The sequence below is a fragment of the Nocardioides psychrotolerans genome, assembly GCF_900113685.1.
GTDB lineage: Bacteria > Actinomycetota > Actinomycetes > Propionibacteriales > Nocardioidaceae > Nocardioides > Nocardioides psychrotolerans.
Genome location: NZ_FOQG01000027.1, coordinates 11,229 through 30,454 on the forward strand (window position 1 = coordinate 11,229; position 19,226 = coordinate 30,454).

Here is a 19,226-nt window from a genome sequence, read left to right on the forward strand (position 1 = left end):
AAGAAGGCCGCACCGGCCAAGAAGGCCGCACCGGCGAAGAAGGCCGCACCCGCGCCCAAGACGATCCCCCCGACACAGAAGGCAGCCTCGGTGAAGAAGCCCGCTCCGGCCAAGAAGGCGCCCGTCTCCGCCCTCGTGGTCAAGGAGGGTGAGGAGGCCTGGACCAAGGCCGAGCTCAAGGAAGTGCTCGACGAGCTGCGCGGGCAGCACGTCCACAGCACCGGGATCGTCGCCGCGCAGGAGACTGAGCTCTCCGGCCTGCTGCGCGACGCCGGTGACGGCGCCGGTCAGGACCAGGCCGATATGGGCGCCACCAGCTTCGAGCGCGACCACGAGCTGACCGTGCTCAACAACGAGCGCGACAAGATCGCCCAGATCGACCGAGCGCTGGCCCGCATCGACGACGGCACCTACGGGGTATGCGAGTCGTGCGGCAACGCCATCGGCAAGATGCGGCTCATGGCTTTCCCCCGTGCGACACTTTGCATGACATGCAAGCAGCGCGAGGAACGTCGCTGAGCGACGACGACGCCACTCCCGAGTCCCGGTCCACGACCCACGGGGGTGGGCGCCTGCGACTCCGTTTCGCCGCGATCGCGCTAGTCGTCTACCTCGTCGACCTCGTCACCAAGGTCGTCGCGGTCGAGGAGCTCGCGGACCGGGACATCCCGCTGGTGGGGGACTTCCTGGTCCTTCACCTGACCCGCAACCCGGGGGCGGCGTTCAGCACCGGCACGCAGTTCACCGAGGTGCTCAGCGTCATCGCGATCGTCGCGGTCGTGGTCGTCCTCTGGCTGAGCCGCCGGCTGGGCAGCGCCGGGTGGGCCACCGCGCTCGGCTTCCTGCTGGCCGGCGTCGCGGGCAACCTCACCGACCGGATCGTCCGGGACCCCGGTCCGTTGCGCGGGCACGTCATCGACTTCCTGATGCTGCCCAACTGGCCCGTCTTCAACGTCGCCGACGTGGCGATCAACATCGCTGCGGGACTGATCCTCGTCCAGGCGTTCCGCGGCATCCGCATCGACGGCACCCGCGAGGATGCCGACGAGCCCGAGCACACCGAACATGAGGCGAACCCCACGTGACACAGCAGGTCGACCACCGCAGCCTCCAGGTCCCCGACGGGCTGGCCGGCGAGCGGGTGGACGCCGCGATGGCCCAGATGTTCGGTCTCTCCCGCACGCGTGCGGCCGACCTGATCACCGGCGGGATGGTCACGCTCGACGGCGCCGCGGTGGCCAAGAGCGACCGGGTGCTGCCAGGCACCCGTCTCGACGTGACGATCCCCTTCGAGGGCGATCCTCTCGAGGTGGTCCCGGAGATCGTCGAGGGCATCAAGATCATTCATGACGACGACTCCATCGTCGTGATCGACAAGCCGGTCGGCGTCGCGGTCCACCCCTCGCCCGGGTGGTCCGGCCCCACCGTGGTCGGCCACCTCGCCGGCGCCGGCTTCCGGATCGCCACGAGCGGAGCCTCTGAACGTCAGGGCATCGTCCAGCGGCTCGACGTCGGGACCTCGGGCGTCATGGTGATCACCAAGTCCGAGCACGGTTACTCGCTGCTCAAGAACGCCTTCCGCCAGCGCACGGTCGACAAGACCTACCACGCCCTGGTTCAAGGGCATCCCGACCCGCACGAGGGCACCATCGACGCGCCGATCGGTCGCCATCCCCGTGCCGACTACAAGTTCGCCGTCATGGGCGACGGGCGTCCCAGCGTGACGCACTACGAGACGCTGGAGGCACACCGATTCGCCAGCCTGCTGGAGGTGCGCCTCGAGACGGGACGCACCCACCAGATCCGCGTGCACATGGCGGCGCTCAAGCACCCGTGCGTCGGCGACATCACCTACGGCGCCGACCCCACCCTGTCGCGCCGGGTGGGTCTCGAGCGCCAGTGGCTGCACGCGGTAAAACTTGGTTTCGAGCACCCTGACTCGGGCGCCTACGTCGAGTACGAGTCGACCTACCCCGACGACCTCTCCCGTGCCCTCGAGATCATCCGCGATGCCGACTGAGCTGGTCCTCAGAGAGGCGACGTCGCTCGACGCCCACGACGTCGCGTCGGTCTACCTGCGCGCGCGGCGCGCGGCGCCGATGCCGCCCGCTGTGCATCCCGACGACGACGTACGACGCTGGCTCGCCGTCCGGCTGCAGTCCGACGAGGTCTGGGTGGCCGAGGACGACCGCGCGGTGGTGGGCTACGCGCGCCTGACCGAGGCCTGGCTCGACGACCTCTACGTCGACCCGTCCCGGGCCGGGCAGGGCGTCGGGTCCGCATTGCTCGATCTCGCCAAGTCGGTGCGTCCCGACGGCTTCTGCCTCTGGGTGTTCGAGAGCAACGCGCCGGCCCGGGCGTTCTATGCCCGGCACGGTCTCCTGGCGCTCGAGCGCACCGACGGCTCGGCCAACGAGGAGCGCACCCCCGACATCAAGATGGCCTGGCCGGGGGCCCAGCCGCTCGCCTTCCTCCGCGGCCTCATCGACGAGGTCGACGCCCAGCTCGGTGACCTGCTCGCGCGCCGCGCGGCGCTGACGCGCGCGGTCCAGCCGCTCAAGGCCGACCCCACGCAGCGAGACCTCACCCGCGAGCACCAGATCGCGGCGGCGCTGGCCGTCCGCGCCCCCGCGCTGGGTGCGGAGAGGATCGAGAGGATCGTCCACGCGATCATCACCGAGAGCCTCGACGCGGCCCGCACGTGAGCCGAGCGCGCCCCCGGTGCTGACCGCCGTGGTCCTGACCCTGGTCGGGTCCGTGGCGCACGCCGCGTGGAACCTCCTGGCCAGCCGGGCCCATGCCGAGGACAGCGGCCTGTTCGTCTGGGTCTACTCGGTGCTCTCGCTGGTGCTGTTGGCCCCGGCCGCCCTCGTGGCGGTGCTGCTCGGTGCCGAGCTCTCGTGGACCCTCGTCGGCGCCGGGGCCGTCAGCGCGCTGTTCCACACGGCGTACGCCGTGTCGCTCCAGGCGGCCTATGCCCGCAGCGACCTCAACGTCACCTACCCCGTCGCCCGCGGCCTCGGGCCGGTCCTGGCCGCCGGGTTCGCCGTCGCCGTCCTGGGCGAGCGACCGGGGGTGCTCGGCTGGCTCGGGATCGCCCTGATCGCCGCCGGTGTGGGCGTCGTCTCCACCGGGGCGGCGGCCCCGGAGTCACGGGCCCGCCGTGCCGCCGGGCTGCGCTGGGGACTGCTGATCGCGACCGCCATCGCCGCCTACACGCTCTGGGACGCGCACGCGGTCGCAGGACTGGGGGTCGACCCGGTGACCTACTACGCGGTGGGCGGGGCTTGGATGGTCGTCGTGCTCAGCGTGGTGTGCGCGGGTCGGCTCGGGGGAGCGGGGGCCGTGCTGCGGCGTCACTGGCGCACGGGTGTCGCGGTCGCGGTGCTCTCGCCCGTGGCCTACGTGCTCGTCCTGGTGGCCCTCACCCTCGCACCGGTGTCGGTCGTCGCACCGCTGCGCAGCACGAGCATCGTGGTGGGCAGCCTGGCAGCCTGGTGCTGGCTCGGGGAGGCGCACGGTGGTCGGCGTCTGGCCGGAGCCGCGGTGGTCACCGTGGGGGTCGCGGCGCTGGTCCTGGGCTGAGCCTGCGACGGGGTGAGATGTCGGTGCGCCCTGCCACCATGCTCGGAGCGGTTCGCGTAGGCTGGTCTCCTTCCCCCAGCGAGACGTCCGATGCCCTCCTCCGAGGTCGTCGTGGCCGCTGCAGCATGCCTATCTCGACCGGCGAGGAGCCCCCAGCAGACATGACGACAGGTTCTTCCGACTCCTTCGTCCACCTGCACGTCCACACGGAATACTCCATGCTCGACGGTGCGGCCCGGCTCGGGGCGCTGACCCAGCGGGCGGCCGACCTGGGCATGCCGGCGGTGGCGATGACCGACCACGGCAACGTCTTCGGGGCCTATGAGTTCTACCGAAAGGCCAAGCAGGCCGGGGTCAAGCCGATCATCGGGATCGAGGCCTACTTCGCCCCCAACATCTCCCGCTTCGAGCGCAAGGGCGTCAACTTCTACGGCGGCGGTCCCGACGACGTCTCCAACCGGGGCGCCTACACCCACATGACGCTGCTCAGCGAGTCGACCGAGGGCATGCACAACCTGTTCCGGCTCTCCACCGGCGCGTGGCGCGACGGGTTCTTCAAGCACCCCCGCATGGACCGCGAGCTGCTCTCCCAGCACGGCAAGGGCATCATCGGCACCACCGGCTGCCCCTCCGGCGAGGTGCAGGTCCACCTGCGCCACGGCAACTACGAGGCCGCCAAGCAGGTCGCCGGCGACTTCCAGGACATCCTCGGCAAGGACAACTACTTCCTCGAGCTGATGGACCACGGGCTCGACATCGAGACCCGGGTCAAGGACGGCCTGCTGCGTCTGGCCAAGGACATGGCCATCCCGTTGCTGGCGACCAACGACTCCCACTACGTCATGAAGGAGGATGCCAAGAGCCAGGAGCACCTGCTGTGCATCAACTCCGGCTCGACGATGGACATCCCGGCCGGTGACGGGCCCGGGCAGCGATTCGCGTTCAACGGCGACAGCTACTACCTGAAGTCCGCGGCCGAGATGCGCGACCTGTGGCGCGACTTCCCCGAGGCGTGCGACAACACCCTGCTCATCGCCGAGCGCTGCGACGTGGCGTTCACCGAGGGCAACGGCACCTTCATGCCGCGCTTCCCCTGCCCCGAGGGCGAGAACGAGGACTCCTGGCTGGTCAAGGAGGTCGAGAAGGGGCTGCGGTTCCGCTACCCGGCCGGCATCCCCGACGACGTGCGCAAGCAGGCCGAGTTCGAGGTCGGGGTCATCACCCAGATGGGCTTCCCGGGCTATTTCCTCGTCGTCGCCGACTTCATCAACTGGGCCAAGGACAACGGCATCCGGGTCGGTCCGGGTCGTGGCTCCGGCGCCGGCTCGATGGTCGCCTACGCGATGCGCATCACCGACCTCGACCCGCTCCGGCACGGGCTGATCTTCGAGCGCTTCCTCAACCCTGACCGCGTCTCCATGCCCGACTTCGACATCGACTTCGACGAGCGTCGTCGTGGCGAGGTCATCCGCTACGTCTCCGACAAGTACGGCGAGGACCGGGTCTCGATGATCGTCACCTACGGGACGATCAAGGCCAAGCAGGCCGTCAAGGACTCCAGCCGCATCCTGGGCTACCCCTTCGCGATGGGTGACCGCATCACCAAGGCGATGCCCGCAGCGGTCATGGGCAAGGACGTGCCGCTGCAGGAGATCTTCGACCCGGCCCACAAGCGCTACGGCGAGGGCGGGGAGTTCCGCACGCTCTACGACGGCGACCAGGACGTCAAGCGCGTCGTCGACACCGCGATCGGCATCGAGGGGCTCAAGCGTCAGTGGGGCGTCCACGCCGCCGGCGTGATCATGTCCAGCGAGCCGCTGCTCGACATCATCCCGATGCTCAAGCGTCCGGCCGACGGCGCGATGATCACGCAGTTCGACTACCCCACCTGCGAGGCGCTCGGCCTGATCAAGATGGACTTCCTCGGGTTGCGCAACCTCACGGTGCTCGACGACGCCATCAAGAACATCGCAGCCAATCGCGGCGAGACCGTGGTGCTCGAGGAGCTCGAGCTCACCGACGAGGCGACCTACACGCTCCTCCAGCGCGGCGACACCCTCGGCGTGTTCCAGCTCGACGGTGGGCCGATGCGCGCGCTGCTGCGCTCGATGCGTCCCGACACCTTCGAGGACATCTCCGCCGTCGGCGCGCTCTACCGACCCGGCCCGATGGGCGCTGACTCCCACAACAAGTACGCCCGCCGCAAGACCGGTCGCGAGCCGGTCGAGGCGATCCACCCCGAGCTGGCCGAGCCGCTCGAGGACCTGCTGGGGGAGACCTACGGCCTGATCGTCTACCAGGAGCAGGTGATGGCGATCGCGCAGAAGCTGGCCGGCTACTCCCTGGGCCAGGCCGACATCCTGCGTCGCGCGATGGGCAAGAAGAAGAAGGAGGAGCTGGACAAGCAGTTCGCCGGCTTCTCCGCCGGCATGAGCGAGCGCGGCTACAGCGCCGCGGCGATCACGACCCTCTGGGAAACCCTGCTGCCCTTCTCAGACTACGCGTTCAACAAGGCACACTCGGCCGCCTACGGCCTGGTCTCCTACTGGACGGCCTACCTCAAGGCCAACTACCCCGCCGAATACATGGCGGCCCTGCTGACCTCCACCAAGGACGACAAGGACAAGTCGGCCATCTACCTCAACGAGTGCCGCCGGATGAAGATCCAGGTGCTCCCGCCCGACGTCAACGAGTCCTCCAGCAACTTCACCCCGGTCGGCCACGACATCCGTTTCGGCCTCACCGCGGTCCGCAACGTCGGCAGCAACGTGGTCGACGGGATCGTCGCCGTGCGCGTCGAGAAGGGGCGCTACGAGTCCTTCGACGACTTCCTCTCCAAGGTGCCGGCCCCGGTCTGCAACAAGCGGGTCATCGAGTCGCTCATCAAGGCCGGCGCCTTCGACGCGATGTTGCACCTGCGCCGCGCCCTGGTCGCGATCCACGAGACGGCCGTCGACCAGTACGTCGACATCAAGCGCAACGAGGCCATCGGCCAGGACTCCCTCTTCGGTGGCATGGAGGACGAGCCCGGGGGAGGCTTCGGCCTGACGATCTCCATCCCCGACATCGACGAGTGGGACAAGGCCACGCTCCTCGGTCACGAGCGCGACATGCTCGGCCTCTACGTCTCCGACCACCCGCTGCTCGGCCTCGAGCACGTGCTGTCCAACGGCACCGACTGCACCATCGGCCAGCTGATGCTCGACGAGGAGCGTGCCGACGGGTCCACCGTCACGATCAGCGGCCTGGTGACGACGGTCGCGCGCAAGATCACCAAGCGTGGCGACGCCTGGGCGATGGTGACGCTCGAGGACCTCGACGGCGCCATCGACGTGCTGCTCTTCCCCAGCTCCTACCAGCTGGCCAGCGGCTATCTCGTCGAGGACGCGATCCTCACGGTCAAGGGGCGGCTGAGCCGGAGCAAGGACACCCCCGAGCTGCACGGCCAGGAGGTGAGCGTCCCCGACCTCTCCGACGGACCCAGCGGCCCGGTCGTCATCAGCCTGCCCTCGACCCGGTGCACGGCGCCGGTGGTCGAGCAGCTCAAGGACGTCCTCGGGACCCACCCGGGCATGACCGAGGTGCAGCTGCGGCTGCTCACACGCGATGCCACCAAGGTGATGCGCCTCGACGACCGGCTGCGGGTCACGCCCACCCCGGCGCTCTTCGCGGACCTCAAGGCACTGCTCGGTCCCGGGTGCCTCGCCGGATGAGGGTGGGGGCGGTGGATGACCGGCTCGAGCGCTCGAGCGGGAGGCCGGCGGTCGCGCAGGCCGCGGCGGTGCTCGCGCTGTGCACGGCGATCGGTGCCGGCTGCGGTTGGTTGTGGTTCACGATCTGGGACCCGCCGGTCGGGGTCGTCTTCGAGGGCATGTGGTACCTCGACGAGCAGGGACTGCGCGACGAGTTCACGGCGACGGGGTGGTTCGTCGTCGTCGCAGCGGTGGCCGGGCTCCTGCTGGGGCTGGTCTGCGCGCTGGCCCTGAGCCGCTCCGAGCTCGTGACCCTGGGCGCCCTGCTCGTGGGAGTCGCGCTGGCGACCTACCTCATGTGGCAGGTCGGCCTGCTCCTCGGACCCGACGACCCTCGCGAGCTCGCCAAGGCCGCGGCAGACGGGGATCGGCTGCCCGGCCAGATCGAGGTCTCGGGTCGCAGCCCGTTCCTGGTGCTGCCCGGCACCGCCCTCGCGGCCCTGGCCATCACCTACGCCACCGTGCCGAGGCGGATCCGCACTCACGGATGAACGGAACGGCCGTGAGTAGAGTGCCGTCGAAGCAGCACGCGGCCCGGCCCGTAGGCACGACGCTGGACCGCACGTCCGCACCCATCCCCTGGCGGTCACCGTGTCCAGCAACCAGCCTCCTGTCGGGCCCCCCGTCCGGCCCGCCGTTCGGCCCGCCCGCGGGGCCGCCACCGTCCGGCCCACCATCGGGATGGGGCCCGACGTCGGGCCCCCGAGCGGTCCACCGTCCCCGCCCGAATACCTCGAGGCGGGCAGGGGCTACCCGCTGCCCCCCGGCCCGTCCACCGGGTCCGGGAGGCGCAAGAAGATCGTCATCGGTGCCGGTGCAGTGATCGGCCTCGCGGCCAGCGGCACCGGGGTCTGGGCCGCGATGAGCTTCCTCGCCACCGGCTCGCAGCCGGCCGAGGCACTGCCCGCCGACACCATCGGCTACGTCAGCGTCGACCTGGACCCCAGCGGGGGCCAGAAGATCGAGGCGCTGCGCACCCTGCGCAAGTTCCCCGCGTTCAGGGACGATGTCGGGCTCGACACCGACGACGACCTGCGCGAGCGGATCTTCGAGGAGATCCAGACGTCCGGTGCCTGCGAGGGCCTTGACTACGCTGACGACATCGAGCCGTGGCTGGGCGACCGGTTCGCCGTCGCAGCCGTCGACCTCGGCGAGGAGACCCCGACCGCGGTGGTCGTCGTCCAGGTGAAGGACGCCGAGGCCGCCGACGAGGGGTTCGCCCGGGTTCGCGACTGCGCCCTCAGCGAGGACTCGGCGGACTCGGAGGCCCCCGGCGACGTCGGTGGCTGGTCGATCGACGGTGAGTGGGCCGTGATCGCTCAGACCCAGGAGATCGCCGACGACGTGGCCGCCCAGGCGGCCGAGGGGTCCCTCGCCGACGACGATGACTTCCAGACCTGGACCGACGAGGCCGGCGACTCCGGCATCCTGACGGCCTACGCCGCCCCTGAGGCAGGCACCGTGATCGCCGAGGCGATCGGTGGCTTCGGCCTCCCGTTCGGCGGCTCGAGCGACTGCGCCCACGAGGTCGAGCCCTTCGACGCCGAGTCCGGTGAGCTGCCGGAGCTGGCGCCGATCGACGACTACTGCGACGACACCAGCGGCTCGGAGCTGCCCGGGGAGATGATGTCGGTCCTGGAGGACTTCCGCGGCGGCGCCCTCACGGTGCGCTTCGACGGCGGTGCCCTCGAGATCGAGGCCGCCTCCGGCACCGACGCCATCGGGTTGCAGACGCTGCTGGGCAGCGACCAGGGCGGTGTCGCGATGGCGACCTTGCCCGAGGACACCGCGGCCGCCTTCGGGATCGGCTTCGAGGAGGGCTGGGTCGACGAGGTGCTCGACTACGTGAGCTCGACGATGGGCTCCGAGATGGACATCGAGGGGCTCCTCGCCGACGCGGAGGAGGAGACGGGCCTGTCCTTGCCGGAGGATGCCGAGACCCTGGCGGGTGAGTCGGTCGCGGTGTCGGTGAGCCCGGACTTCGACCCCGAGGTCTTCTTCAACTCCGGTGGCGCCGACGTCCCGGTCGCCGTGAAGATCAAGGGCGACGCCGAGGCGATCCAGGACGTGCTGGGCACGCTCGTCGGCTCGGCGTCCGAGTCCGACCCGGAGGCCGCCGATATCTTCGGCAGCGACAGCGGGGGTGACTACGTCGTGATCGGGCCCGACGCCGCTTACCGCGCCGAGGTGCTCGAGGACGGCGGTCTGGGAGATAGCGACGTCTACCAGGACGTCGTGCGCGAGGCGGGTGACGCCGGCTCCATCTTCTTCGTCAACTTCGACGCGGGCGACGGCTGGCTGGCGGGTCTCGCCGGCGACGACGGGGAGGCCCGTGACAACTTGGGGCCGCTCGAGGGTCTGGGCCTGACCGGGTGGCTCGACGACGAGGTCGGTCACATGGTCCTGCGGGTCACCACCGATTGAGGCGCTAACGCACGTCTCGGCTCCGGCCGATCTCGGCCGTGATCGCCCCCGTGATCGCGACGAGGTCGGCCGGAGCCAGCTCCACGTCGAGCCCGCGTCGACCAGCCGAGACGAAGACCGTCGGGTGCATCAGGGCAGACGCGTCGAGGACGGTGGGATGCGCCTTCTTCTGGCCGACCGGGGAGATCCCGCCGGCGACGTACCCGGTGGCTCGCTCCGCGGCCTCGACCTCCGCCATCGTGGCCCTGCTGGCGCCCAGGGCCCGGGCGAGCGCCTTGAGGTCGAGCCGGCCCGAGACGGGCACGATGCCGACGGCGAGCCGACCATCGACGCTGGCCATCAGCGTCTTGAACACCCGGGCCGGGTCCAGGTCCAGCGCGAGGCCCAGCGCCTCGGCGGCCTCGAGGCCGAAGGAGGCGGCCCGCGCGTCGTGCTCGTAGGCGTGGAGACGGTGCTCGATGCCGGCACCGGTCAGGGCGAGGGTGGCCGGCGTGCCGCCGGAGGCTGACTTCTTGGCCATCGTGCCGTGCGGGCTAGTTGGGCGACCAGCGCGTGCGTGCTACCTCGGTGGCGGGCAGCGACGGGATCACGTTCATGGCCTGGAGCTCGGTGCGCAGCAGGTCGGTGACCATCACCAACCGCTCCGTGGCGTCGTCGGCCTCGAGCAGCGCCTGCCGCTCGGGCAGTGGCAGGGGAGCGCAGGCGGCGAGGGTCCAGGAAAGGTAGGACGGGTCGCGCGGCAGGCTGCCGGAGTAGGGATCGTTGGCGATCTCGGACAGGGCCTGGCGGTAGGCCGTGAAGGTGGCCCGCGCCCGCTCGAGGACCTCGTCCGCGACGACGTCGTCGTTCTCCTCGAGCTCGACCACGTGGCCCACGGGGAAGAGCCCGGTGGTGTCGAGGCGCTCGAGCTTGATCCGGTCCAGGCCCACCGCGACGATGTCGAAGGTCCCGTCGGTGTTGGACTCGACCTCGGTCAGCTGCACGCGGCAGCCGACGCGGTAGAGGGACTGGGCCCCGTGGTCGCCCACCTCGTAGCCCTCGCGGATGCCCACCGAGCCGAAGACCCGCTCGATCGGGTCCTCGACGCGCAGCAGGTGGTGGACCAGGGCGCGGTAGCGGTCCTCGAAGACCCGAAGCGGCACGCTGACGCCGGGGAAGAGCACCGAGTTGAGCGGGAACATCGGCAGCGTCATGGTCACGGTCGCCACGGTAGTCGGTGCGCCGAGGACGGTGCGCCGAAGCCGGGAGTGTCCAGCCTCCGTCGCCGATGCGGAGGACGTGGGGAGGGCTTCGTAGGATCGGGGCATGATTCGCCGCATCGACCTTCGAGGGGCGGCCGAGACCGGCCCCGTCGACTACCGGACTGCCGTGCCTCGGGCCGAGTTCGACATCGAGGCCGCGATTCCCGCCGTGCATGCGATCTGTGAAGCGGTGCGCACCCGTGGCCTCGAGGCCATCTTCGAGATGTCCGCGAAGCACGACGGCGTGCCCCAGACCGACATCCGGGTCCCGCGGCAGGCGCTCGTCGATGCGCTCGAGCAGCTCGACCCCGCCATCCGGGCCGGCCTCGACGAGTCGATCCGTCGCCTGCGCGCGACCTGCGCGCAGGAGCTCGAGCGGGACGCCGTCACCGACCTCGGTCCCGGCGCCCGCGTGACCCACAAGAAGGTGCCGGTCGGCCGCGTGGGTCTCTACGTGCCCGGCGGTCTGGCCCCCCTGGTGTCCAGCGTGCTGATGAACGTCGTCCCGGCGCAGGTGGCCGGTGTCGAGTCGATCGCGCTGAGCTCGACCCCGCAGAAGGACTTCGGCGGGCTGCCGCACCCCACGATCTTGGCGGCCTGCGAGCTGCTCGGGATCGAGGAGGTCTACGCCGTCGGCGGCGCCCAGGCGATCGCGATGTTCGCCTACGGCGTCGGGCCGTGCGAGCGCGTCGACCTCGTCACCGGGCCGGGCAGCATCTGGACCGTGACGGCCAAGCGGTTGCTCAAGGGTCAGGTCGGCATCGACTCCGAGGCCGGACCGACCGAGATCGCGATCCTGGCCGACGACACCGCCGATGCCGCCTACGTCGCGGCCGACCTGATCAGCCAGGCCGAACACGACCCGCTGGCCTCGGCCGTGCTCGTCACGACCTCGCAGCGCCTCGCCGACGATGTCGACGCCGAGCTGGACAAGCAGATCTCGACCACCAAGCACGTCGAGCGCATCCGCACCGCGTTGAGCGGGCCGCAGTCGGGCGTCGTCCTGGTCGAGGACCTCGAGCAGGGCCTGAAGGTCGTCGACGGCTACGGCGCCGAGCACCTCGAGATCCACACGGTCGACGCCTCCGCGTGGGCGGCGCGCGTGCGCAACGCCGGCGCGATCTTCGTCGGACCACACGCCCCGGTCTCCCTGGGTGACTACTGCGCCGGCTCCAACCACGTCCTCCCGACCGGCGGCTGCTCGTGCCACTCCTCGGGGCTGTCGGTGCGCGCCTTCACCAAGTCCATCCACGTCGTCGACTACGACCGCGGCGCTCTGGCCGAGGTGGCCGACCACGTGGTCACCCTCGCCGAGGCTGAGGACCTGCCGGGCCACGGCGCGGCCGTGCGGGTGCGCTTCTCGTGATGTTTCCTCCGCTGCGCGAGGAGTTGCGGGGGGTCGAGCCGTATGGCGCCCCGCAGCTCGACGTGCCCGTCCAGCTCAACGTGAACGAGAACCCCTACCCGCCCTCCGAGGCCGTGGTCGACGACGTGGCGCGCTCGGTCGCCGAGGCGACCCGCACGCTCAATCGCTACCCCGACCGTGAGTTCGTCGAGCTCCGCGGTGCGCTGGCGTCCTACCTCGGTCACGGGGTGTGCGCGGAGCAGGTGTGGGCTGCCAACGGCTCCAACGAGATCATGCTCCAGCTCCTGCAGGCCTTCGGGGGTCCCGGGCGCACGGCGCTGAGCTTCGCCCCGACGTACTCGATGTATCCCGAGTACGCCCGCGACAGCAACACCGCCTGGGTGCAGGGGCGTCGTGAGTCGGACTTCGCGCTGGACCTCGAGGTCGCCCGTGAGCTGGTGGAACGGGTGCGACCCTCGGTCGTCCTGCTGCCCTCGCCCAACAACCCGACCGGCACCGCGCTGCCGCCCGAGGCGGTCAGCCTGCTGTGCGAGGCGGTGGGTGAGAGCGGGATCGTGGTGGTCGACGAGGCTTACGGCGAGTTCCGCCGCGCCGGCGTGCCGAGCGCGCTCGAGGTCCTGCCGCAGCACCGCAACCTGGTCGTCACGCGCACGATGAGCAAGGCGTTTGCACTAGCCGGCGCGCGGCTCGGCTACCTCGCCGCCGCGCCGGAGATCTGCGACGCCGTCCGGGTCGTGCGGCTGCCCTACCACCTCTCGGCGGTGACTCAGGCGGTCGCGCTCGCGGCGCTGCGTCACGCCCCCGAGCTGCTCGGCAAGGTCGACCAGCTGCGCGTCGAGCGCGACGCCACGGTGGCCTGGCTGCGCGAGCAGGGACACCAGGTCGCCGACAGCGACGCCAACTTCTGCCTCTTCGGCACGTTCGCGGACCGCCACGCGGTGTGGCGGGGCCTGCTCGACCACGGTGTCCTGATCCGCGAGACTGGACCGGACGGGTGGCTGCGGGTCTCGATCGGCACCGCCGAGGAGATGACCAGCTTCAAGCACGCACTGACCGCAGTGACCGGCACCGCAGGGACGGAAGAGGGACGGGCATGAGCAGGACCGCACGCATCGAGCGCCAGACCAGCGAGTCGAGGGTGCTCGTCGAGGTCGACCTCGACGGCACCGGCCGCCACGACATCTCCACGGGCGTCGGGTTCTTCGACCACATGCTCACCGCCTTCGCCCGCCACGCGCTGCTCGACCTGACGGTGCAGACCTCCGGCGACACCCACATCGACGCCCACCACACGGTCGAGGACACCGCGATCGTGCTCGGCCAGGCACTGCGCGAGGCGCTCGGCGACAAGGTCGGCGTGCGTCGCTTCGGCGACGCCACCGTGCCGCTCGACGAGGCGCTGGTCCAGGCCGTCGTCGACGTCTCCGGTCGTCCCTACTGCGTGCACACCGGCGAGCCCGAGGGCCAGCAGTACGTCCAGCTCGGCGGCACCACGCCGGCCTACCTCGGCTCCCTGACCAGGCACGTGTTCGAGACCATCGCCTTCCACGCCCACATCGCGCTGCACGTGCGGGTGCTGGCCGGCCGCGAGCCGCACCACATCGTGGAGACGCAGTTCAAGGCCTTCGCCCGCGCGTTCCGTGACGCCGTCGCGATCGACCCGCGGGAGACCGGGGTCCCCTCGACCAAGGGCGCTCTTTGAACACCCTGAGCGCGGGGCGGGTGTGACCTCGCGCCGCGGCGCTGACGTCGTCGTCCTCGACTACGGGTCCGGCAACCTCCGCTCGGCCGTGCGTGCGCTCGAGCGGGCCGGGGCGTCGGTCGAGCTGACCGACGACTTCGATCGGGCGCTCGAGTGCGACGGGTTGGTCGTGCCCGGCGTCGGAGCCTACGCCGCGTGCATGTCCGGGCTGCTGGGCATCAAGGGCGAGCGGATCATCGGACGACGACTGGCCGGTGGTCGCCCGGTGCTCGGGATCTGCGTGGGCATGCAGATCCTCTTCGCCCGCGGCGTGGAGCACGGCGTCGAGACCGAGGGCTGCGACGAGTGGCCCGGAGTGGTCGAGCGCCTGCAGGCGCCCGTCGTACCCCACATGGGGTGGAACACCGTCGACGTCCCCGAGGAGACGGTGCTCTTCGCCGGCATCCGCGACGAGCGGTTCTACTTCGTGCACTCCTACGGCGTGCGCGACTGGACGCTCGTGACCAACGACCGCACCCGTGCCCCGCTGGTGACGTGGGCCGAGCACGGCGGCGACCGCTTCGTCGCGGCCGTGGAGAATGGTCCCCTCAGCGCCACGCAGTTCCACCCGGAGAAGTCCGGTGACGCCGGTGCGGCCCTGCTGCGCAACTGGGTCACCTCGTGGTGAGCCCCGGATGGGCCCCCGGTGAGCCCCCGATGAGCCCCCGGTGAGCCCCCGGTGAGCAAGGAGCGGGCCCGGCGCCGGGAGGAGCGCGAGCGCGAGGCAGCGGTGCGGGCCGCGGCCCGAGCCGCTGGTGCTGAGCGCGCCCAGCGTCAGGCCGCGCGCAAGAAGTCGCTCACGTCCGTGCTACCTCGACCGCGCCCCCGTCCGACGGGGGTCCTGACCCGCCGGGCCCGCCACCAGACCTGGGCGACCATCCTGGTCGTGGTCCTGGTCAACCTCGTGGCCTGGGCATTCCTCGACCACTGGGCCGCGCGGCTGCTGGTGATCATCGTGAGCCTGCTCGGCGCGCGCGTCCTGCACACCCTGCTGTTCCGCCGCCGCTGAGCGACGGCTCCACCACCATCACCCCCTGGAGACGAGAAGACCATGAGCGACTACCTCGAGCTGCTGCCCGCCGTCGACATCGCGGGTGGCCATGCCGTCCAGCTGGTGCAGGGCGTGGCCGGGTCGGAGAAGCGCTTCGGCGACCCGATCGAGGCCGCACTGCGCTGGCAGGAGGCCGGTGCGGAGTGGCTGCACCTGGTCGACCTCGACGCGGCGTTCGGCCGGGGCCACAACCGTGAGCTCCAGGCGCAGATCGTCGGCACCCTCGACATCCAGGTCGAGATGAGCGGTGGCATCCGCGACGACGAGTCGCTCGCCGCGGCGATGGCCACCGGCTGTCGCCGGGTCAACATCGGCACCGCCGCGCTGGAGCAGCCCGAGTGGTGCGCCGCCGCGATCGCACAGTACGGCGACCGCGTGGCCGTCGGGCTCGACGTACGCGGGCGCACCCTGGCGGCCCGCGGCTGGACCCGTGACGGCGGAGACCTCTACGACGTGCTGACCCGTCTCGACGCTGAGGGCTGTGCGCGCTACGTGGTCACCGATGTCAACAAGGACGGCATGCTCCAGGGTCCCAACCTCGACCTGCTCCGCGACGTCTGCGCCGTCACCGCGCGCCCGGTCGTCGCGTCGGGCGGCATCACCGAGCTGACCGACCTCGAGGCGCTGATGGGGCTGGTCGACCTCGGCGTCGAGGGCGCGATCATCGGCACCGCGCTCTACGAGGGGCGCTTCACGCTCCAGGACGCCCTGACCCTGACCCTGCCCACGGCGCAGGCGCTGGCATGAGCCTGTCCGTCCGCGTCATCCCGTGCCTGGACGTCGACGCCGGCCGGGTGGTGAAGGGGATCAACTTCCGCGAGCTGCGCGACGCCGGCGACCCCGTCGAGCTGGCCCGCACCTACGACGCGGAGGGCGCCGACGAGCTGACCTTCCTCGACATCTCCGCCTCCCACGAGGGCCGCGCGACCACCATGGAGATCGTGTCGCGCACGGCCGAGGAGGTCTTCATCCCCCTGACCGTCGGTGGGGGAGTGGCCTCAGTCCAGGACGTCGACCGGCTGCTCCGCGCCGGCGCCGACAAGGTGGCGGTCAACACCGCGGCCATCCACCGTCCGGAGCTGGTCGCCGAGATCGCCGACCGCTTCGGCAACCAGGTTCTCGTGCTCTCCGTGGATGCCCGTCGTGCCTCCGGCACCGACTCCGGCTGGGAGGTCACGACCCACGGCGGTCGCAAGTCCGCCGGCCTTGACGCGATCGCGTGGGCCGCTCGCGCGTGCGAGCTCGGCGCGGGGGAGATCCTGCTCAACGCCATGGACGCGGACGGCACCCAGGACGGCTTCGACCTCGACCTGATCCGCGCCGTACGACGTGAGGTCGCCGTGCCGGTCATCGCCTCCGGTGGCGCCGGTGCCACCGAGCACTTCGCCCCGGCCGTCGACGCCGGCGCCGACGCGGTCCTCGCCGCCACCGTCTTCCACTTCGGCACGATGCGCATCCGCGACGTCAAGGGCGCACTGGCCTCCGCGGGCCACCCCGTCCGCTGACGGGACCTTGGTCGGTCGGCGTCTAGGTCGGTGGCGGTGGCGGTGTCGGTGTCGGTGGCGGCGACGAGCTGAGTCAGGGTTTCGCGTCGGAGGGGTGGCGATCACCCGACGGCCTGTTCTTTCGCCGCGACCACCACGGAAGCGTCCCGATCGACACACCACCCGGCGAGACCTGACTCTCGCCCCACCCCCCCATGCCCCGCCGCCGGTCGGGCGATTGGCGCGGCCGGCCACAATCCACGAGGTGCCAGCGGGTCGACCGGGGAGGTTCTCACGCACCCGCTGCGTGACTTCCTCCCCGGTCGGCAGCGCCGACACCGACCGCTCCGACACCGACCGCTCCGGCTCCGCTCCGGCCCCGCTCCGGCCCCGCTCCGCCCCGCTCCGCCGAGACCTGACTCTCTCGCCCCACGCCCCACACCCCGCCGCCGACCGCGGCACCCCGGCGAGACCTGGCTCCACCGCCCCACACCCCGCCGTCGACGGGGGATCGGCACGTCCGGCCCCGCCCGCCTGCGTGGTCTCGAGGCTCCCGATGCCTGCACCGGCCCGACCACCGCACGTCGTCAGTCGGCTGCGCCGCACGCGAAGTCGTCCTGGCAGAGTGGGGGCCATGGAACTGCGCGTGTTCACCGAGCCCCAGCAGGGCGCCACCTACGACGACCTCCTGGCGGTCGCGCTCGAGGCCGAGGAGCTCGGCTTCGGGGCGTTCTTCCGCTCCGACCACTACCTCGCGATGGGCACGCCGGGGCTGCCGGGGCCGAGCGACGCGTGGATCACGCTGGCCGCGCTCGCGCGTGAGACGAGCACGATCCGGCTGGGCACGATGATGACCAGCGCGACGTTCCGCCACCCCGGCCCGCTGGCGATCAGCGTCGCGAACGTCGACCAGATGAGCGGCGGACGGGTGGAGCTCGGCATCGGCGCCGGCTGGTTCCAGGCCGAGCACGAGAAGTACGCGATCCCCTTCCCGGGCACGAAGGAGCGCTTCGACCGCTTCGAGGAGCAGCTCGCGATCATCACCGGCCTGTGGGCCACCCCGCTGGACGGCGACGGCTTCTCCTTCGACGGCGAGCACTACCAGGTCACGGACTCCCCGGGGCTGCCGAAGCCCACGCAGGCCAAGCCGCCGGTGCTGATCGGCGGGGTCGGCAAGGTGCGCACGCCCGCCCTCGCCGCGTCGTACGCCGACGAGTTCAACCTGCCGTTCGTCGACCAGCCCACCACGACGGCGCAGTTCGACCGGGTGCGTGCGGCATGCGAGGCGATCGGCCGCGACCCCGACGAGCTCGTCTACTCCAACGCGCTCGTGCTCTGCGTGGGCGCCGACGAGGCCGAGGTCGAGCGCCGCGCGGCCGCGATCGGTCGCGACAAGGACGAGCTGCGGGAGAACGGCATCGCCGGCACGCCCGAGGAGGTCGTCGAGCGGATCGGGCAGTACGCCGCTCTCGGCAGCGAGCGCCTCTACCTCCAGGTCCTCGACCTTGCCGACCTCGACCACCTGAGGCTGGTCGCGGCCGACGTGATCCCGCACGTGTGACGCGTCACCCGCGAGGCGCCCCGCCGGGGAAGCGGTCGTGGGGCGATAGCCTGACCTCATGAGCGCGAAGCCCCCCTCCTCCCCGGCAACGCCCTTCGGCACGGTCCTCACGGCCATGGCGACCGCGTTCCACGACGACGGGTCCGTCGACCTCGAGGGCACCGCCCGCATCGCGACCCACCTCATCGACCACGGCCACGACGGCGTCGTCGTCTCGGGCACGACCGGCGAGTCGCCGACGACCACGACGGCCGAGGACGGCGAGATCCTCGCCGCGGTCATGGACGCGGTCGGAGACCGCGCGGTGGTCGTCGCCGGGGTCGGCACCAACGCGACCGCCCACTCGGTCGAGCTTGCCGTGCAGGCGGAGAAGATCGGCGCCGACGGCCTGCTGCTCGTCACGCCCTACTACAACAAGCCCAGCCCTGCCGGCGTGCTGCACCACTTCCGCAGCGTCGTCGAGGCGAGTGGTCTCCCGGTGATGCTCTACGACGTCCCGAGCCGCACCGGCACGACCATCACGATGGAGACCTACGCGGCGGCGATCGAGTGGGAGACCGTGGTCGCCGTCAAGGACGCGGTCGGCGACTACGCCCGTGGCGTGCGCCTGATGGAGCTCGGCTACGCCGTCTACTCCGGCGACGACGTCGCCAACCTCGGCTGGCTCGCCCACGGGGGCGCCGGCTTCGTGTCGGTCGCCGGCCACGCGGCCGGCCCGCTGCTGCGCGAGATGTACGACGCCTTCACCGCAGGCGACCACGCCACCGCCCTGGCCCGCTTCACCACGATGCTCCCCGCCATCGACGCGATCATGGGGGTCCCCAACTACGGTGCCACCACCGCGAAGGCGACGCTTGAGCTGCTCGGCGTGCTCGACAACCGCAACGTCCGCGCGCCGCTCGTCCCGCTCGACGAGGACGAGGTCGCCGCGCTCCGGGTCGGCCTCGCGGCCTCCGGCCTGCTCTAGGCGGTCCGCCGCTCCGACCAGCGAGTGGCCGGGTCTCGACCGATCGACGAGCGG

Annotated in this window: 19 protein-coding genes; 17 read left to right on the forward strand and 2 right to left on the reverse strand. The window is 71.2% G+C overall.

Translation table 11 applies throughout. The features are described 5' to 3' along the window. From BM204_RS20740 to BM204_RS20775, 8 genes are all read left to right on the forward strand, one after another. Positions 1-519, forward strand: a 519-nt coding sequence (locus tag BM204_RS20740) for a TraR/DksA family transcriptional regulator (RefSeq protein ID WP_256215828.1), incomplete at its 5' end; no start/stop codon positions are given. Further along, a complete protein-coding gene (gene lspA / locus BM204_RS20745) occupies positions 492-1,085 on the forward strand; it encodes a signal peptidase II (RefSeq protein WP_091117356.1) in 594 nt (197 codons plus the stop codon). The genes BM204_RS20740 and lspA, both read left to right, overlap by 28 nt. Next, entirely contained in the window at positions 1,082-2,020 is a 939-nt protein-coding gene (locus BM204_RS20750) for an RluA family pseudouridine synthase (RefSeq protein ID WP_091117358.1), read from the forward strand. The genes lspA and BM204_RS20750 overlap by 4 nt, the downstream gene beginning before the upstream one ends. Beyond that, positions 2,010-2,705: a GNAT family N-acetyltransferase gene (locus tag BM204_RS20755; RefSeq protein ID WP_177223732.1), complete on the forward strand. Its 696-nt coding sequence runs from the start codon at positions 2,010-2,012 to the stop codon at positions 2,703-2,705. Before BM204_RS20750 ends, BM204_RS20755 begins: the two co-directional genes overlap by 11 nt. Before the next feature lie 16 nt (positions 2,706-2,721). Continuing rightward, positions 2,722-3,585: an EamA family transporter gene (locus BM204_RS20760; protein WP_091117359.1), complete on the forward strand. Its 864-nt coding sequence runs from the start codon at positions 2,722-2,724 to the stop codon at positions 3,583-3,585. A 161-nt stretch (positions 3,586-3,746) separates the two neighbouring features. Further along, a complete protein-coding gene (gene dnaE / locus BM204_RS20765) occupies positions 3,747-7,298 on the forward strand; it encodes a DNA polymerase III subunit alpha (RefSeq protein WP_091117361.1) in 3,552 nt (1,183 codons plus the stop codon). A gap of 11 nt (positions 7,299-7,309) precedes the next feature. Then, the gene (locus BM204_RS20770; RefSeq protein WP_091117362.1) at positions 7,310-7,828 is read left to right on the forward strand and encodes a hypothetical protein; all 519 of its coding nucleotides are present in this window, start codon (positions 7,310-7,312) and stop codon (positions 7,826-7,828) included. A gap of 190 nt (positions 7,829-8,018) precedes the next feature. After that, positions 8,019-9,761 (forward strand): DUF3352 domain-containing protein, encoded by a 1,743-nt coding sequence (locus BM204_RS20775; protein WP_091117364.1) that lies wholly within the window; start codon positions 8,019-8,021, stop codon positions 9,759-9,761. 4 nt (positions 9,762-9,765) lie between these two features. Here BM204_RS20775 and ybaK read toward each other — a convergent pair whose 3' ends face one another. Together ybaK and BM204_RS20785 are read right to left on the reverse strand one after the other, a co-directional pair. Beyond that, entirely contained in the window at positions 9,766-10,281 is a 516-nt protein-coding gene (ybaK, locus tag BM204_RS20780; protein WP_091117366.1) for a Cys-tRNA(Pro) deacylase, read from the reverse strand. A 13-nt stretch (positions 10,282-10,294) separates the two neighbouring features. Next, complete coding sequence (locus BM204_RS20785) at positions 10,295-10,954, reverse strand: LON peptidase substrate-binding domain-containing protein (protein ID WP_246165942.1); 660 nt, start codon at positions 10,952-10,954, stop codon at positions 10,295-10,297. Positions 10,955-11,066: 112 nt separating this feature from the next. Between BM204_RS20785 and hisD the strand changes: the two genes are divergently transcribed. The 9 genes from hisD (at position 11,067) to dapA (ending at position 19,172) form a co-directional block, all read left to right on the forward strand. Continuing rightward, positions 11,067-12,368, forward strand: coding sequence for a histidinol dehydrogenase (gene hisD, locus BM204_RS20790; protein ID WP_091117367.1), 1,302 nt, complete (start codon positions 11,067-11,069; stop codon positions 12,366-12,368). Then, positions 12,368-13,465, forward strand: a complete 1,098-nt coding sequence (locus BM204_RS20795; protein ID WP_091117369.1) for a histidinol-phosphate transaminase — start codon at positions 12,368-12,370, stop codon at positions 13,463-13,465. Before hisD ends, BM204_RS20795 begins: the two co-directional genes overlap by 1 nt. Continuing rightward, positions 13,462-14,070, forward strand: coding sequence for an imidazoleglycerol-phosphate dehydratase HisB (hisB, locus tag BM204_RS20800; RefSeq protein ID WP_091117370.1), 609 nt, complete (start codon positions 13,462-13,464; stop codon positions 14,068-14,070). The genes BM204_RS20795 and hisB overlap by 4 nt, the downstream gene beginning before the upstream one ends. Positions 14,071-14,092: 22 nt before the next feature. Beyond that, positions 14,093-14,737: an imidazole glycerol phosphate synthase subunit HisH gene (gene hisH, locus BM204_RS20805; RefSeq protein WP_091117372.1), complete on the forward strand. Its 645-nt coding sequence runs from the start codon at positions 14,093-14,095 to the stop codon at positions 14,735-14,737. Positions 14,738-14,788: 51 nt separating this feature from the next. Beyond that, entirely contained in the window at positions 14,789-15,118 is a 330-nt protein-coding gene (locus BM204_RS20810; RefSeq protein WP_091117373.1) for a hypothetical protein, read from the forward strand. Positions 15,119-15,160: 42 nt separating this feature from the next. Next, positions 15,161-15,907, forward strand: a complete 747-nt coding sequence (gene priA, locus BM204_RS20815) for a bifunctional 1-(5-phosphoribosyl)-5-((5-phosphoribosylamino)methylideneamino)imidazole-4-carboxamide isomerase/phosphoribosylanthranilate isomerase PriA (protein ID WP_091117375.1) — start codon at positions 15,161-15,163, stop codon at positions 15,905-15,907. Next, positions 15,904-16,665, forward strand: a complete 762-nt coding sequence (gene hisF / locus BM204_RS20820; protein WP_091117376.1) for an imidazole glycerol phosphate synthase subunit HisF — start codon at positions 15,904-15,906, stop codon at positions 16,663-16,665. Before priA ends, hisF begins: the two co-directional genes overlap by 4 nt. A 613-nt stretch (positions 16,666-17,278) precedes the next feature. Beyond that, entirely contained in the window at positions 17,279-18,205 is a 927-nt protein-coding gene (locus BM204_RS20825; RefSeq protein WP_091117378.1) for an LLM class F420-dependent oxidoreductase, read from the forward strand. Positions 18,206-18,263: 58 nt separating this feature from the next. After that, positions 18,264-19,172: a 4-hydroxy-tetrahydrodipicolinate synthase gene (gene dapA, locus BM204_RS20830; RefSeq protein ID WP_091117379.1), complete on the forward strand. Its 909-nt coding sequence runs from the start codon at positions 18,264-18,266 to the stop codon at positions 19,170-19,172. Positions 19,173-19,226: the final 54 nt, after the last annotated feature.

Excerpts from the sequence above, each read along its gene's own strand:
- ybaK (WP_091117366.1), bottom strand. The coding sequence starts at position 10,281 with ATGGCCAAGAAGTCAGCCTCCGGCGGCACGCCGGCCACCCTCGCCCTG.
- dnaE (WP_091117361.1), top strand. The coding sequence starts at position 3,747 with ATGACGACAGGTTCTTCCGACTCCTTCGTCCACCTGCACGTCCACACG.
- dapA (WP_091117379.1), top strand. The coding sequence starts at position 18,264 with ATGAGCGCGAAGCCCCCCTCCTCCCCGGCAACGCCCTTCGGCACGGTC.
- BM204_RS20775 (WP_091117364.1), top strand. The coding sequence starts at position 8,019 with ATGGGGCCCGACGTCGGGCCCCCGAGCGGTCCACCGTCCCCGCCCGAA.
- BM204_RS20825 (WP_091117378.1), top strand. The coding sequence starts at position 17,279 with ATGGAACTGCGCGTGTTCACCGAGCCCCAGCAGGGCGCCACCTACGAC.
- hisF (WP_091117376.1), top strand. The coding sequence starts at position 15,904 with ATGAGCCTGTCCGTCCGCGTCATCCCGTGCCTGGACGTCGACGCCGGC.
- BM204_RS20755 (WP_177223732.1), top strand. The coding sequence starts at position 2,010 with ATGCCGACTGAGCTGGTCCTCAGAGAGGCGACGTCGCTCGACGCCCAC.
- priA (WP_091117375.1), top strand. The coding sequence starts at position 15,161 with ATGAGCGACTACCTCGAGCTGCTGCCCGCCGTCGACATCGCGGGTGGC.
- hisB (WP_091117370.1), top strand. The coding sequence starts at position 13,462 with ATGAGCAGGACCGCACGCATCGAGCGCCAGACCAGCGAGTCGAGGGTG.
- BM204_RS20785 (WP_246165942.1), bottom strand. The coding sequence starts at position 10,954 with ATGACGCTGCCGATGTTCCCGCTCAACTCGGTGCTCTTCCCCGGCGTC.
- BM204_RS20795 (WP_091117369.1), top strand. The coding sequence starts at position 12,368 with ATGTTTCCTCCGCTGCGCGAGGAGTTGCGGGGGGTCGAGCCGTATGGC.
- hisD (WP_091117367.1), top strand. The coding sequence starts at position 11,067 with ATGATTCGCCGCATCGACCTTCGAGGGGCGGCCGAGACCGGCCCCGTC.
- lspA (WP_091117356.1), top strand. The coding sequence starts at position 492 with ATGCAAGCAGCGCGAGGAACGTCGCTGAGCGACGACGACGCCACTCCC.